Source organism: Streptomyces sp. NPDC055400 (assembly GCF_053644375.1).
Map to the genome: position 1 here is coordinate 1 of NZ_JBSHLM010000022.1, position 14,512 is coordinate 14,512.

11 protein-coding genes and 3 pseudogenes are annotated in these 14,512 nt (G+C 69.2%); 8 read left to right on the plus strand and 6 right to left on the minus strand.

What is annotated here, in order from left to right; all coding sequences use genetic code 11:
* Positions 1 to 171: 171 nt before the first annotated feature.
* Positions 172 to 339 (plus strand): annotated as a pseudogene (locus tag ACWIGU_RS41205) (NADH:flavin oxidoreductase/NADH oxidase); the annotation flags it as partial.
* Positions 340 to 443: 104 nt separating this feature from the next.
* On the opposite strand, the gene ACWIGU_RS41210 reads toward ACWIGU_RS41205, so the two are convergent.
* The 6 genes and pseudogenes from ACWIGU_RS41210 to ACWIGU_RS41235 all read right to left on the minus strand — a co-directional run.
* Positions 444 to 1,478 (minus strand): endo-1,4-beta-xylanase, encoded by a 1,035-nt coding sequence (locus ACWIGU_RS41210; RefSeq protein ID WP_454406951.1) that lies wholly within the window; start codon positions 1,476 to 1,478, stop codon positions 444 to 446.
* A 66-nt stretch (positions 1,479 to 1,544) separates the two neighbouring features.
* Complete coding sequence (locus tag ACWIGU_RS41215) at positions 1,545 to 2,453, minus strand: alpha/beta hydrolase family protein (protein WP_454406953.1); 909 nt, start codon at positions 2,451 to 2,453, stop codon at positions 1,545 to 1,547.
* A 42-nt stretch (positions 2,454 to 2,495) separates the two neighbouring features.
* Positions 2,496 to 3,139: pseudogene (locus tag ACWIGU_RS41220) on the minus strand (non-reducing end alpha-L-arabinofuranosidase family hydrolase); the annotation flags it as partial.
* Positions 3,067 to 3,534: a non-reducing end alpha-L-arabinofuranosidase family hydrolase gene (locus ACWIGU_RS41225; protein ID WP_454406954.1), complete on the minus strand. Its 468-nt coding sequence runs from the start codon at positions 3,532 to 3,534 to the stop codon at positions 3,067 to 3,069. The pseudogene ACWIGU_RS41220 and the gene ACWIGU_RS41225, both read right to left, overlap by 73 nt.
* A gap of 394 nt (positions 3,535 to 3,928) precedes the next feature.
* The gene (locus ACWIGU_RS41230) at positions 3,929 to 4,783 is read right to left on the minus strand and encodes an NmrA/HSCARG family protein (RefSeq protein ID WP_454406956.1); all 855 of its coding nucleotides are present in this window, start codon (positions 4,781 to 4,783) and stop codon (positions 3,929 to 3,931) included.
* 227 nt (positions 4,784 to 5,010) lie between these two features.
* Positions 5,011 to 5,346, minus strand: a pseudogene (locus ACWIGU_RS41235) (IS5 family transposase); the annotation flags it as partial.
* 202 nt (positions 5,347 to 5,548) lie between these two features.
* Here ACWIGU_RS41235 and ACWIGU_RS41240 point away from each other — a divergent pair.
* From ACWIGU_RS41240 to ACWIGU_RS41270, 7 genes are all read left to right on the plus strand, one after another.
* Positions 5,549 to 6,607: a LacI family DNA-binding transcriptional regulator gene (locus ACWIGU_RS41240; protein ID WP_454406957.1), complete on the plus strand. Its 1,059-nt coding sequence runs from the start codon at positions 5,549 to 5,551 to the stop codon at positions 6,605 to 6,607.
* Between the two features lie 125 nt (positions 6,608 to 6,732).
* Positions 6,733 to 8,028 carry an extracellular solute-binding protein gene (locus ACWIGU_RS41245; protein WP_454406958.1) on the plus strand — a complete coding sequence of 432 codons (1,296 nt, stop codon included), beginning with the start codon at positions 6,733 to 6,735 and terminating at the stop codon, positions 8,026 to 8,028.
* A 14-nt stretch (positions 8,029 to 8,042) separates the two neighbouring features.
* On the plus strand, positions 8,043 to 9,032 hold the full coding sequence (locus ACWIGU_RS41250; protein WP_454406959.1) for a carbohydrate ABC transporter permease: 990 nt from the start codon (positions 8,043 to 8,045) through the stop codon (positions 9,030 to 9,032).
* Positions 9,033 to 9,130: 98 nt separating this feature from the next.
* Positions 9,131 to 9,895, plus strand: coding sequence for a carbohydrate ABC transporter permease (locus ACWIGU_RS41255; protein ID WP_454407158.1), 765 nt, complete (start codon positions 9,131 to 9,133; stop codon positions 9,893 to 9,895).
* A 57-nt stretch (positions 9,896 to 9,952) separates the two neighbouring features.
* Positions 9,953 to 12,175, plus strand: coding sequence for a beta-glucosidase (locus ACWIGU_RS41260; RefSeq protein ID WP_454406960.1), 2,223 nt, complete (start codon positions 9,953 to 9,955; stop codon positions 12,173 to 12,175).
* A gap of 75 nt (positions 12,176 to 12,250) precedes the next feature.
* Positions 12,251 to 13,333 carry an endo-1,4-beta-xylanase gene (locus ACWIGU_RS41265; protein WP_454406961.1) on the plus strand — a complete coding sequence of 361 codons (1,083 nt, stop codon included), beginning with the start codon at positions 12,251 to 12,253 and terminating at the stop codon, positions 13,331 to 13,333.
* 5 nt (positions 13,334 to 13,338) lie between these two features.
* A complete protein-coding gene (locus ACWIGU_RS41270) occupies positions 13,339 to 14,394 on the plus strand; it encodes a non-reducing end alpha-L-arabinofuranosidase family hydrolase (RefSeq protein ID WP_454406962.1) in 1,056 nt (351 codons plus the stop codon).
* Positions 14,395 to 14,512 lie beyond the last annotated feature (118 nt).

Consider the following 14,512-nt stretch of genomic DNA (forward strand, 5'->3'; position numbering starts at 1 on the left):
GCCCGGAGCAGCGCTCCGGGCCGGCCCGCCCACGTCTCAACAGGACGTCGTACTCGCCGTCCGGGCTGATCAGGAACGTCTGGCGTTTCGGTACGCCCAGTCTTCCAACCGCTGATCAAGCCCGACGACACCCACGCAAACTCCCACGTCGTCTGCTCCAGCGCGACGGGGCCGGCAGCGGCGGTCGGTCTCAACACCGAGCCCGGGCAGGCCGAGAAGCTCCTGGCCAACGGCGAGGCGGGCGCGGTGCTCCTCGGCCGCGAGTTGCTGCGCGACCCGTTGTGGGCGCGGCATGCCGCGAAGGAACTGGGCTGCACGGTAGGCGCTCCCGAGCAGTACGCCGTTCGTGAGCCTCTCAGCTCTTCGTTGCCTTTGCGGGGGAGGGCCGCACACTGCGTACGGATGCGAGGCCCGGCGAAACGGTTGCCGGGCCCCGGCCGGTTTCAGCTCGCCGCGCTGTTCAGCGCCGCGAGGACCGCGCCGTATGCCTCCTTCTTCTGATAGCTGCCGTTGAAGAGCAGCGGGGTCTCCTGGGCACGCCAGGAGTACTTGTCGGTGACGCCCCACACGGTGATGCCGTTGCACCGGGCGACGGCCACGCACGCCTGGGTGACCTGCCGGTACACATTGGCCTGTGCGGCGCCGGAGCCGCCGACGTCCAGCTCGGTGATCTGCACGTTCACGCCGAGGTCGGCGAAGCGCTGGAGGTTCTGCCGGTAGGTGCTGAGGTTTTCGTTCGAGGCCAGGTGGCTCTGGAAGCCGACGCAGTCGATCGGTACGCCCCGGGAGCGGAAGTCCTGGACCATCCGGTAGATGGCGTCGCTCTTGGCGTTGATGCCGTCGGTGCCGTAGTCGTTGTAGCAGAGCTTGGCCTTGGGGTCGGCGGCCCTCGCGGTGCGGAAGGCGTCCTCGATCCAGCCGTTGCCGAGCTGCTGCTGGAGGTTGGACTGGCGTCGGCTGCCGTCCCACTCGAACGCCTCGTTGACCACGTCCCAGGAGTCGATCTTGCCCGCGTAGTGGCCGGCGACCTTGGTGATGTGGTTGCGCATCGCCTGGCGCAGGGCGTCGCCGGTCAGGCCCTGTACCCAGCCGGGCTGCTGAGCGTGCCAGACCAGGGCGTGGCCGCGTACCCACTTACCGCGCGCCTTGGCGTAGTTGACGAGTTCGTCGCCGCCGCTGAAGTTGAACTGGTTCGGGCTGGGCTCGGTGGCGTCCCACTTCATCGCGTTCTCGGCGACGACGCTGGAGAACTCCCGGTTGAGCGTGGACTCGTAGTCCCCCTCACCGAGGTGTTGGCCCGCGACCGCGGCGCCGAAGTACCGGCCGCTCTGGGCGGCCGCGCCACCGAGGGTGTCGGCGGCGTGAGCGGTGGGCGAGAACGCCAGGACGGCCCCTGCCGCCAGGGCACCGGCCGCCGCGGCGGTGATCGCGGAGCGGGTGCGTCGCGGGGTGCGCCTTGTGGAGGATCTGTCGGTCATTGCGGGTCCCTGTCTGATGGGGGGTGGTTGGCGGTGCGGGGTCAGGACTGCTGCGGCCGTCGACCGTCAGGCCAGGGCGGCTTCCCAGCGGGTGCCGTCGCCGGTGGCGTCGGCGGGGAGGCGGTCGCGGGCGGCGGTGTCGTCGTACAGACGCCAGCGCAACCAGTCCACGAGGGTGTTCTGGGTCTGGCCAAAGGTGGGGAACCCCGGATTCAGGTACGCGGCATGGTCCGCGCCGACATGGGTGAGGAACGCCTTGGGCGCGGGCAGCTCCTCGTATGCCCGCCGGGCCAGGGCGTAGTCGCAGGTCGGATCCTTGTCGCCGTGGATGAACAGCACGCCCGCACGGACCGTGGCGGCGGGGGCACCCATGTCCACGCAGGCGACCGGGACCGCGGCGGCGATACGGTCGTCGGGCCAGGCGGTCACCAGCCCGTGGGTGGTCATGCCGCCCATCGAGTGGCCGGAGACGCCGACGCCGGCCGCGGTGTCGATGTGCCCGGCGAAGGGACCGCCCGTGGCGTCGTTGAGCGCCAGGGTCCGGGTGATGACCTCGGAGACGTCCCTCGACCATTCGCCTGCGTACACGGAGCCGAGGTTGGTGTTGTCGGAGAACGAGGGGGCGGGGCAGATGAAGCCGGCGGAGGCTATCGCGTGGGTCTGCGAGGCGTAGGAGTCGGAGTTGCCGTACATGCCGTGGCTCCACTCCGCGACGCGGAACGCGCCGTCGGCGAGCGGGGCGTCGGGGATGGGGGCGCCGCCGGGGGTACCAGGGGTGGGGTAGAAGACCTTGGTGAACAGTGAGCGGGCGCCGCGGCTCCAGTTGAACTGGCGTACTCCGACGGCGAACTCACCTGCGGGTGCGGGTAGTTCGGCAGCGGAGGCGGGGTGGAGTGCGGAGCCGAGCAGGGGGGTGCTCAGGCCCGCTGTCGCGGCCGCGGTCAGGCCGAGGAAGGCGCGTCGATTCAACGACATGGGTGACTCCTTGTGTGGGGGAACAGGGAGGTATCGGAAGCCTCAGCAGGTGGAGTCGGTCCGGGTGGCCAGGCCGATCCGGTAGGGCAACTGCGAGTACTCACCGCTGGAGTTGGGGTTCCGGCCCTGGTAGAGGAGCCGGAGCCGGCAGGGGTCGAGGGTCATGGTCTGGTCGTTCGTGGCGCGGATCAGCTCGCCGTGGCTGATGTCCTTCGTCCAGGCGCCGTCGGGGAAGGTGACGTTGGTGGAGCGGGCGAAGGGGTTGGCCTCGGTGGCGGCGAGCGGCTGCCAGGTGCCGGTCAGGTCCTTGGAGGTGAAGGAGCGGTAGTAGCGGTTGCCGTCGCCGCCGATGGCTTCCCAGATCAGCAGGTAGGTGTCGGTGCCCTTGACGCGGTGGACCGCGCCTCCTTCGAACAGCGCGAAGCGGGAGTACGGGAGCACGATCTTGGTGTTGCCGAAGCGTTCGGGAAGTTGGCGACGGTGGTCTCGGACCGGTACACGTGGCCGTTGGCGTCCGCGGAGAACAGGTAGCACTTCGCGTCGTCGCAGATCACGTAGAAGTCGAGCCAGTTGACGTTGCCGATGTTCTGCCGGACGACGTCGGGCACGCTGCTCATGGGGTTCGTCGGCGCGGACCAGCTGGTCGGGTCGTTGATGTCCTTGGTGGTGGAGTACGACGGCAGGCCGGTCTGGTAGACGAGGTACCACGCGTCCTTGGGGGCGAAGTAGAAGGCGTGCGGAGCGGCACGTAGACGGGGCCGATGCGGGAGGCGGTTTCCAGGTGGGTCTGCTTCGCGCTGGCGGCCTGGGACCAGTCGCAGAAGCTGGTGTGGGCCAGGCTCCAGTCGCCGGAGGTGCTCGCGGTGGTCATGAAGACGTGCCATCTGCCGTTCTTGTCCTGGACCACCGACGGGTCCTTGACGGCGACGGAGTTGCTGTCGTCCTGCTGCGGTGAGATCACCGGTCCTGTGGACGACCACCGGAAACTCCCCGGCAGGTCCTGCCGGAGGGGGCCCGCCGGGGTCGCTCCCTTGGCGGGCACGGATAAGCACGTCGCCAGCAAGGCGATGAGCAGGGCCACATAGGAGAGGCGGCGACGGTGACGGGGGCGGAGCGATGTGTCAAAGGCATGGGCAGCTCCATAGCGGCTCGAATGGTGCGCATGCGGTGAGTGGTTTTGGCCGGCTGTACGTCCCAGGCAGGACCAGCCCGAAGTGTGTTCGAAATACCGGACGATGGCCGGTCCTTCGGACGTAGGAATGATGGTGTGCTTGACGGAGCCCGGTCAATGCCGTGTGCGCAATATTTTCGGCGTCGCTTTCGAAAGTCTTGCGCAAAAGTTTCTTACGCGAAGGCTTCAACACCCTTGGTGAGCAGGCGACTTGGAGGGCGCCGGGGCTGCGCCGGACGCACCTCGCTGCCGGTCGGCCGGGTGTGGCCGCGGGCGCCGGACGACCCGTGGACAAGGCGGCCTGTCACGGTGCCGATGAGAAGGCACTGTCTGCCCAGTCGGCGAACGACGTCCAGCGCAGATCGGGATGGGCGGCGTGCAGCGCCGGCACGTCGACGCGGTAGCCGCGGCCACGCAGGAACGTCCACATCGCTCGCATGTCGTCGTTGCCGATCTCGTCGAGCTGCACTTCGTTGTGGCGAACGGTCCGACCGAGTGCCGTGCTCAGCGTGGCGGCCATATCATCGGGCGTGGGGGCGTCGCCGGCGAGTTCGATGCGCTGTCCGACGAACGTGTCAGGTGCGGCGAAGACGTCGGCGGTGAACTCGCCCAGGTCGGGGCGCGCCAGTTGTTGCAGCGGGCGGTCCGGGGGCAGCGGCAGGTCGAGCACCCCCTGGCGGATCCGGTCCACGTCGCCGAGGGCGTTGTCGAAGAAATAGGTGGGACCCAAGATCGTGTAGGGCACGTCGCCTTCGGCCAGTTCCCGTTCGATCGCTGCCTTGGTCTCGAAGTGTGGCACGCCCGTGTCCTGGTCGGCCCCTGCGACGGAACTGAAGACCAAATGTGGCACACGGGCCTCATGGGCGGCGGTGAGAATGGCCCGGCCCTGTGCGATCTCGGCGGCCGGCCCTGACTCGAAGGGCGTGGTCATCGCGAACACGCCGGCTACTCCCCGCATGGCTGAAGCCAGGGACTCGCGGTCCCCGAGATCTCCGCCGACAACCTCGACGTCGCGGGCGGCCAGGCGTCGGGCCGAAGTGGATTGAAGGTTGCGGACCAGGCCACGGACAGCCACACCGCGGGACAGCATCGCGCTGACGACGGCGCTGCCCTGCCCCCCGGTGGATCCGAGTACCAGCACCGGCTGGTCGACATTCATGATGAAGGCTCCTTCCGAATCGGCCCTACAGGGCCTCGCCGCCTCTGGTGAGACCGGGCCGTTGGATCACTGTCCTGGCGAGGCAGGCGCAGCGACTGTTTGTGGAGCATGTCAAGCGTTCCGGTCCGATGGCCGGTGAGGCGCGCCGGATAGCCTGATTCTTCGGCTGAGGGCAGCGTGGTGGTATCGGTCAGTTGTCCTGGGAGAAGTGTGCTGTGGCCATGGTCTGATTCGGCGGTGAGCCTGCGGGCCATGAGGTTGATCATCGCGAGATGGATCATGGCTTCGGATCGGTGCGGATGGGCTTCGTAGTCGCGGGCCAGGCGACGGTGGTTCATCAGCCAACCCAGCGTCCGTTCGGCTGTCCGTCTGCGTGGCAGAACGGTAAATGCCGTGGTGGCGGGGTCGCGGCGGACGATGTGCATGTCGATGCCGAGAGCGGCGGCATGTTCGACGAGGTGCTGGCGGTAGCCGCCGTCGACCCAGGTCTTGGGGACGGTGGGGTGCTCGGCCGCGACCTTCTCGACGATGGCCTTCCCGTCGATGGAGTCCTGCACGCTGGAGCGATCCTGGGCGGGAGATCCACGCGTATCCATACAACGGTCATGAGGGGGGCGAAGCGACCCTTTTGCGGCGCCAACTCGCCTGGCTGTGCGGGATCGTGGAGGGTGGGGCTTGACGGGCGGTAGGCCGGCGGCATGTCCTACGGCTTCCCGGAAAGCATCCGGAGATCTTCCGGTACGCAGGTTGACGGAGGTGGGGAACGTGGCCGGGGAAGGCGCTCAGCGCAAGGCCGCCACGCGGAGCCCGGACGGGCCGGCCAAGGTGACGATCACCGAGATCGCGCGGGAGGCAGGGGTGTCCGTGCCGACCGTCTCGCGGGTCGTCAACGGGCGCTCCGACGTCTCGCCCGCCACCCGGGCCCGGGTCGAGGATCTGCTGCACCGGCACGGCTACCAGCGTCGGCCGGCCGCGACGGCGGAGCGGGCGGCCCTGCTCGACCTGGTCTTCAACGACCTCGACAGCCCTTGGGCCGTGGAGATCATCCGCGGTGTCGAGGAGGTCGCGCACGAGGCCGGGGTGGGCACGGTGGTCTCCGCGAACCACGACCGGGTGGGGGCCGCGCGCCAGTGGATGACCAATCTGAGGGCCCGCGCCTCCGACGGCGTGATCCTCGTGACGTCCGTCCTCGAACCCGGCCTCCACGACGAACTGCGCCGCCTGGGCGTGCCGTTGGTGGTGATCGACCCGGCCGGCTCGCCCGCCACCGATGCGCCGACGGTGGGCGCCACCAACTGGGCGGGCGGGATGGCCGCGACCGAGCATCTGCTGGGCCTCGGTCACCGGCGGATCGGCTTCATCGAGGGCCCGCCCCGGCTGCTGTGCTCCCGGGCCAGGCTCGACGGCTACCGGGCGGCCCTGGACGTCGCCGGCGTGCCGGTCGAGGACGAGCTGATCGTGCCTGGGGACTTCTACCACGAGTCCGGATTCAAGGGCTGCAACCGGCTGCTGGATCTCGCGGACCCGCCCACCGCCGTCTTCGCCGCCAGTGACCAGATGGCGTTGGGCGCGATCGAGGCGCTGCGCCGGAGCGGTCTGCGGGTGCCTGAGGACATGAGCGTCGTCGGCTTCGATGACCTGCCTGAGGTGCGCTGGAGCGCGCCGCCGCTCACCACGGTGCGTCAACCTCTTTCCGATATGGGCAAGTTGGCGGCCCGCGCCGTCCTCGATCTCGCGCGCGACGTCGCGACCGCGTCGCCACGCGTCGAGCTGGCGACGGAGCTCGTGGTCAGGGCCAGTACGGGGGCGCCGCGCGAGGCGTAGCGGAAGACGCCGCTCCGGGGGTGTCAACGGCCTCTTTCGTCAAGGCCGTTGACACCCCCGTCGCATGTCCGTAACTTCCGTGGCCATCTCCCGATAGTTTTCGGATCTCTTCCGGAAGGTGCGCCATGCCAGCCTCAGATTTTTCCCGCCGCAGATTCCTTGGCACCGCCACCGTCGCCGGTCTGGGGACCGTGGTGCTCTCGTCCTGCGGGGACTCGGACTCCGGGTCCACCGACAACCAGGGCCGCACCGTCGTCGAGTGGTGGAACATCCAGACGACCCAGCCGTCCAAGCGGCTGTGGGCGGAGCAGGCCAAGGCGTACGAGAAGGCCCACCCCGACGTGCGGATCAAGCTGGTGACGCTGGAGAACGAGGCGTTCAAGTCGAAGCTGACCGCCCTGACCAGTTCCAACAAGCTGCCCGACCTGTTCCACACCTGGGGCGGGGGTGTGCTGAAGCAGCAGGTGGACGCCGGTCTCGTCGAGGACCTCACGGACTCCGTCAAGCCGTGGATCGACGACCTGGTGCCCGTCTCCAAGGAGGCCTACCAGTTCGACGGCAAGCTGTACGCGGTGCCGATCGACATCGGCGGCGTGGGCTTCTGGTACAACAAGGCCCTCTTCAAGAAGGCCGGCATCGCCGCCCCGCCCACGACCTGGTCCGACTTCCTCGACACGGTCAAGAAGCTGAAGTCGGCCGGCATCACCCCGATCGCCCTCGCCGGCAAGGACAAGTGGCCCGGCATGTACTACTGGGCCTACCTCGCGATGCGCATCGCGGGCGTCGACGGGATGCAGAAGGCCGCCGAAGCCAAGGACTTCACCGGCGACGACTTCGTCAGGGCGGGCGAACACGTCAAGGAACTCGTGGCCCTCCAGCCGTTCCAGAAGGGCTTCCTCGGCGCCGCCTTCTCGGGCCCCACGGGCGAGGCCGCCCAGATGGGCAACGGAAAGGCGGCGATGGAGCTGATGGGGCAGTGGGCGCCCACCGTTCAGGCGGCCGAGGGCAAGGGGATCGGCAACGACCTCGGCTTCTTCCCGTTCCCGTCCGTGGAGGGCGGCAAGGGCAAGGGAACCGACGTCTTCGGCGGCGGTGGCGGCTACGCCCTGCGTAAGGGCGCGCCCAAGGAGAGCGTCGACTTCCTGAAGTTCTTCATGAGCGCCGAGTCGGACAGCAAGCTCGTCAAGGCGGGAGTCCTGATCCCGATCAACAAGGGCTCCATGGACGCCCTCACCGACCCCCACCTCAAGGCGGTCTCCGACATGCTGAACGCCTCCACCGGCTTCCAGCTCTACCTCGACCAGGCCTACCCGCCGGCCGTCGGCCAGGAGATCAACGACTCGGTGGCCGCGCTGATCGCCGGCTCCAAGTCCCCCGATCAAGTGGCGCGTTCCATCACCCAGGTCGCCAAGAGCCAGTAGCCCAGGACCCTGCGATGACTTCCATCCAGACGCGCGACGTCCGCCGGGACATCGCCAAGGAGGCGAGCGGCGCGAGCGCCGACCCGCGCCCGCCGATGCGGCGGCTACGGGACTGGCTGACCCCCTTCGGCTTCACCGTGCCGGCCCTCGTCCTGTTCTGCCTGCTCGTCCTCACACCGATCCTGTACGCGCTCTACGTCAGCTTCTTCAACTGGGGAGGCATCGGGTCACCCTCGGACTTCGTGGGCCTCGACAACTTCATCCGCCTCCTCGACGACCCGGTCTTCCTCGGCGACCTCTCGCGCGGCGGCATGCTCGTCGCCTTCTCGCTCGTCCTGCAACTGCCGTTCGCGCTCGCCATGGCCGTGCTCCTGAACCAGAAGCTGCGGGGGCGGGCCGTCTACCGGATGCTCTTCTTCGCTCCGTACGTCCTGTCCGAGGTCATCACCGGCGTCCTGTTCTCCATGATCTTCCAGCCGGACGCGGGGCTCGCGGACAAGGCGCTCGGAGCAATCGGCCTCGACGGGCTCGGCGGCCTCTGGTTCGCCGGACAGGGCAGCGTCCTGCCGACGCTCTTCCTGGTCATGACCTGGAAGTACTTCGGCTTCCACATGATGCTCTACCTCGCCGGGCTGCAAGGCATTCCCGCCGAGCTCCACGAGGCCGCCCGTCTCGACGGCGCGGGCGCCTGGCAGCGCTTCCGCCACATCACGCTGCCGCTGCTCGGGCCGACGATCAGGATGACGATCTTCCTGTCCGTGATCGGCGCCATCCAGCTCTTCGACCTGGTGTGGGTGGTGACCCAGGGCGGCCCCGACCACCACTCCGAGACGATGGCCGTCACCATGTTCCAGTTCGGGTTCAAGCGCTACCAGGTCGGCTACGCCAGCGCGATCAGCATCGCGATGTTCCTCATCAGCCTCTTCTTCGCCCTCGTCTACCAGCGGTTCGTGCTGCGCCGCGACACCGAAGGAGCTCTCACCAACATGCGAGCGACCCGTTGAGCGCGCCGGCCCGAACCCTGACCGCACGCGGCGCGGCCCGTCGGCGCCGACTGCGCTCCTTCCCTCTGTACGTGACCGCGTGGGTGGTAGGCGTGTTCATGGTGACGCCGCTGCTGTACGCGCTGATCTCCGGCTTCAAATCCACGGACCAGCTGTCCGACAACAGCTTCGGACTGCCGTCCCCCTGGGTGGTGTCCAACTACACCGGCATCCTCGGCGACACCGCCTTCTGGCGGATGCTCGGCTCGTCCACCCTCATCGCCGTCGCCACCACGATCCTCACCGTGGGCGCGGCCGCCCTCGCCGCGTTCGCGCTCGCCCGATTCGTCTTCAAGGGAAGGGAGTTGCTGTTCACTCTCTTCACCATCGGCCTGATGTTCCCGTTCGCCGTGGCGATCCTGCCGCTGTTCGTGCTGCTGCGCACCTTCGGGCTGCTCGACAATCCGTGGGGCGTGATCCTGCCGCAGGCCGCGTTCGGGCTGCCCATGACCCTCGTCATCCTGCGCGGCTTCTTCCGGGAGATCCCCGGCGAGCTGGAGGAGGCGGCCACGCTCGACGGGTGCTCCGCGTTCGGCTTCTTCTGGCGGATCCTGCTGCCCATGGCGCGGCCCGCCCTCGGCACCGTCTCCGTCCTTGCCGTGGTGGGGAGCTGGAACAACTTCCTGCTGCCGCTGCTCGTCTTCAGTGAGCCCACCTGGTGGACGATCCCGGTCGGTGTCCAGCAGTTCCAGGGCCAGTACTCGACCGACGTGGCCCGCGTCTTCGCCTATCTCGTGCTGTCCATGATCCCCGCGCTCGGCTTCTACGCGGTCGCCGAACGGCAGCTGATCGGCGGCATCACCATGGGCGCGACCAAGGGCTGACACCACCCCGCCCGGCACCGCCAACGCCACTTGCACGCACCAGACTTGAGGAGTTCCATGGTCAAGCCCTGGCAGGACACCACCCTGCCCGCCCACGTCCGGGCGGCGGACCTGCTCGCCCGGATGACCACCGAGGAGAAGACCGCCCAGCTCTCCAGCGTATGGATCGGAGCGGACACCGACGGCGCCGATGTCGCCCCCGGCCAGAACACCTACGCGGCCCGCAGCGCCGCGCTCGACGCGCTCCTTCCGTACGGGCTCGGGCAGCTCACCCGCCCCTTCGCCACGGTTCCCGTCGAACCCGCCGAGGGCGCGGCCCGCCTCGCCGACCTGCAACGCACCATCCGCGCCGGCAACCGGTTCGCCCTGCCCGCGCTCGCCCACGAGGAGTGCCTGACCGGATTCACCGCCTGGCAGGCCACCGTCTTCCCGACCCCGCTCGCCTGGGGCGCCACCTTCGACCCCGCGCTGGTGACGGAGATGGCGCAGGCCATCGGTACGTCGATGCGCGCGGTCGGCATCCACCAGGGCCTCGCCCCGGTCCTGGACGTCGTACGGGACGCACGCTGGGGCCGCACCGAGGAGGCGATCGGCGAGGACCCGTACCTGGTCGGCACCATCGGCACCGCGTATGTGCGCGGCCTGGAGGCCGCCGGGATCGTCGCCACCCTCAAGCACTTCGCGGGGTACTCGGCCTCCCGCGCCGCCCGCAACCACGCGCCCGCCTCGATCGGCCCGCGCGAACTCGCCGACGTGATCCTGCCGCCGTTCGAGATGGCGGTGCGCGACGGTGGCGCCCGCTCCGTGATGCCCGCCTACAACGACATCGACGGCCTGCCCGCCCACGCCCACACGCGGCTGCTCACCCAACTCCTGCGCGAACAATGGGAGTTCACCGGAACCGTGGTCTCGGACTACTACGGCGTCTCGCTGCTCGAGGAGGCGCACCGCATCGCCGACGGGGAGGCCGACGCGGCGCGGCTCGCCCTCGCCGCCGGCGTCGACGTGGAGCTGCCCGCGGCCCGCTGCTTCAGCCCCGCGGACCCGCTCCCCGAGGAACTGCTCGACCGGGCCGCGCTGCGTGTCCTCACGCAGAAGTGCGAACTGGGGCTGCTCGACCCCGACTGGGAGCCCGTCACGGGCGGCGCGCCCGTAGACCTGAACCCCCCACACATGCGGGAGCTGGCACGGAAGGTCGCCCAGGAGTCGGTCGTCCTGCTCGCCAACGACTCCGGGGCGCTGCCGCTCGGCGACGGGCTGCGCATCGGGCTCGTCGGTCCGCTCGCCCACGAACAGGCCGCCATGCTCGGCTGCTACACGTTCCCCCGGCACGTCGGAGTCCACCACCCCGACCTGCCGACCGGTGTCGAGGTGCCGACACTCGCCGAGGCGCTGCGCAGCGAGCTGCCGGGCTCCGTGTTCGTCGACGATCCGGCCGGTGCCGATGTCTGTCTGGCCGTGGTCGGGGACCGGTCGGGCCTGTTCGGGCGCGGCTCGTCGGGCGAGGGCTGTGACGCCGAGGACCTGGAACTGCCTTATGGGCAGGCCGAGTTGCTCGACGAGGCGATGGCCTGCGGTGCGCCGGTCGTCATCGTCGTACTCAGCGGCAGGCCCTACGCGCTCGGCCGCTGGGCCGACCGGGCCGCGGCGGTCGTCCAGGCGTTCTTCCCCGGACAGGAGGGTGGCGGCGCCGTCGCGGGCGTCCTGTCCGGACGGGTCGAGCCGTCCGGGCGGCTCCCCGTCGCCGTGCCCCGCAGCCCCGGCGGCCAGCCCGCCCCGTACCTCGCTCCGCCGCTCGGCCGCCACGGCTTCCCCAGCACCGTGGACCCGACACCCCTTTACCCGTTCGGGCACGGCTTGTCCTACACGGAGTTCACCTGGGACGCCCCCGAGTGCGAGGCCCCCGAACTGCTCACCGACGGCGAGACGTCGATCCGCCTCACCGTCCGCAACACCGGCGAGCGGTCCGGCACCGAGGTCGTCCAGCTCTACCTCCACGACCCCGTGGGCACCGTCGCCCGCCCCGAGGTCCGGCTCGTCGGCTACGCCCGCGTCACGCTTGACGCCGGTGCGTCGGCCGAGGTCCACGCGACGTTCCCGGCCGACCTCGCCGCGTACACCGGCGCCGACGGCCGGCGTGTCGTCGAACCCGGAGCCCTGGAACTGCGCGTCGCCGCGTCAAGCGAACACGTCCACCACACCGTGCCGCTCACCCTGACGGGGGCGGAGCGGGAGGTCGGGCACGAGCGGCGGATGCGGTGCGAGATACGCGTCAAGTGACGCTCCTGCACCACATGTACGACGTTCCGCGCAAGGTCAACCGCACATCCCTGCAACCCAGTTGAGGAGATCATCATGCGCACACCCGCACGCCGCGCCCGTACGAGAACGGCCGCCTCCGCTGTCGGCGCGGCCCTGCTCCTCGGCGGCCTCGCCGCCCCGGCCGCCCACGCCGATGCCGACCGCCACAAGGCCGCGACGCTGGACTCCGTCGCCCGGCAGACCGGCCGCTACTTCGGCTCGGCCGTCGACAACCCGGAACTCGACGACACGGCGTACGCCGATCTGCTCGGCAGCGAGTTCGGCGCCACCACCCCCGGCAACGGCATGAAGTGGTACGCCACCGAACCCCAGCGCGGCGTCTTCGACTTCACGGCCGGCGACGAGATCGTCGACTACGCCGTCGCGAAGGGGCTCAAGGTCCGAGGCCACACCCTGCTGTGGCACAGCCAGCTGCCGAGTTGGCTGACGGACGGCACCTGGACCGCCGACGAACTGCGCTCGATCCTCAAGAACCACATCACGACCGAGGTGAAGCACTACAAGGGCAAGGTCTTCGCCTGGGACGTCGCCAACGAGATCATGAACGAGGACGGCACGTACCGGGAGAACATCTTCTACAAGACCCTCGGCCCCGGCTACATCGCCGACGCTCTGCGCTGGGCGCACGCCGCCGACCCCAAGGTCAAGCTGTACCTCAACGACTACAACGTCGAAGGAATCGGGGCGAAGTCGGACGCCTACTACACGCTGATCAAACAGCTCAAGGCGGACGGCGTACCGATCGACGGCTTCGGCATGCAGGCACACCTCGCGCTGCAGTACGGCTTCCCCTACCAGATGCAGGAGAACATCCAGCGCTTCGCGGACCTCGGTCTCGACGTCGCTCTCACTGAGCTCGACATCCGCATGATCCTCCCAGCGGACGCCGCGAAGCTGGCCCAACAGGCCGACTTCTACGGGCGGGCCACCAGTGCCTGCCTCGCTGTTCGGCGGTGTGTGGGCATCACGGTGTGGGGCTACTCCGACCGGCACTCGTGGATCCCGTCGGTCTTCGAGGGCGAGGGCGCCGCCCTGCCCTGGGACGAGAACCTGCAGCACAAGCCCGCGTACGACGCGATCGTGAACGCGCTCATGGCCGCGAAGCGGAAGAAGTGACGGGCGTGCGCGGGCGAAGAGCCCTCGTCTCCGTGCTCGCCGCCGTGGGCGCGCTGCTCGTCGCGCTCGGTGCGGCGCCCGCCGCCACGGCGAAGGGGGAGGACCTGACGTCGTCCTTCACCTGGTCGTCCAGCGGTCCGCTGATCGCGCCGCAGCCCGACGCCACGCACCCCGTGGTCTCGGTCAAGGACCCGTCGGTCGTCCGCTACAAGGGGAAGTGGCACGTCTTCGCCACGACCGCCGACACCTCCGGCGGCTGGAGCCTGGTCCAGACGACCTTCACCGACTGGTCGCAGGCGGGCGCGGCCCGCCAGACCCCGCTCGACACCACGGCGATCGGCAAGGGGTACCGGGCGGCGCCGCAGGCGTTCTACTTCGCCCCGAAGAAGAAGTGGTACCTCGTCTACCAGACGGGGCTGCCCTCCTACTCGACGACGACCGACATCGACGACCCCACCTCCTGGAGCGCGCCGAAGAACTTCCAGGACTCCATGCCTCAGATCATCAAGGACAACATCGGCAACGGCTATTGGGTCGACTTCTGGACCGTGTGCGACGAGGAGAAGTGCTACCTCTTCTCGTCGGACGACAACGGTCACCTCTACCGGTCCGAAACCACCGTCAAGGAGTTCCCGAACGGCTTCGGCAACACGAAGATCGTCCTCCAGGACGACCGGTTCGACCTCTTCGAGGCGAGCAACGTCTACAAGATCAAGGGCACCGCCGACCAGTACCTGCTCCTGGTCGAGGCCATCGGCAGCGACGGGCGGCGATACTTCCGCTCGTGGACGTCGCACGGCCTGGACGGACAGTGGACACCGCTGGCCGGCACCGAGGCGAACCCCTTCGCCCGCTCGACCAACGTGTCCTTCCCCGGCGGCGCCTGGACCAAGGACATCAGCCACGGCGAGATGGTCCGCGACGGCATCGACCAGACGATGGAGATCGACCCCTGCCGGCTGCGCTTCCTGTACCAGGGGCTCGACCCGTCGGCATCGGGTGACTACTCCCAACTGCCATATCGCTTGGCCCTGTTGACGCAGATGAACAGCAACTGCTGAAACGACTGAACCAGGTCAGTTGGGGGCGCGGGGCCCACGGGGGCCCCCCCCCCCGGCCCAGAGAAACGGGGGGGGCCCCAGGGGGTTGAAAAAACCGGTGGGGGCGCCGGGGCGCCAG

Bases quoted from the DNA above. Each gene is read 5' to 3' on its own strand.
- ACWIGU_RS41210 (WP_454406951.1), bottom strand. From the start codon at position 1,478: ATGACCGACAGATCCTCCACAAGGCGCACCCCGCGACGCACCCGCTCC.
- ACWIGU_RS41215 (WP_454406953.1), bottom strand. From the start codon at position 2,453: ATGTCGTTGAATCGACGCGCCTTCCTCGGCCTGACCGCGGCCGCGACA.
- ACWIGU_RS41230 (WP_454406956.1), bottom strand. From the start codon at position 4,783: ATGAATGTCGACCAGCCGGTGCTGGTACTCGGATCCACCGGGGGGCAG.
- ACWIGU_RS41245 (WP_454406958.1), top strand. From the start codon at position 6,733: ATGCCAGCCTCAGATTTTTCCCGCCGCAGATTCCTTGGCACCGCCACC.
- ACWIGU_RS41250 (WP_454406959.1), top strand. From the start codon at position 8,043: ATGACTTCCATCCAGACGCGCGACGTCCGCCGGGACATCGCCAAGGAG.
- ACWIGU_RS41255 (WP_454407158.1), top strand. From the start codon at position 9,131: ATGGTGACGCCGCTGCTGTACGCGCTGATCTCCGGCTTCAAATCCACG.
- ACWIGU_RS41260 (WP_454406960.1), top strand. From the start codon at position 9,953: ATGGTCAAGCCCTGGCAGGACACCACCCTGCCCGCCCACGTCCGGGCG.
- ACWIGU_RS41265 (WP_454406961.1), top strand. From the start codon at position 12,251: ATGCGCACACCCGCACGCCGCGCCCGTACGAGAACGGCCGCCTCCGCT.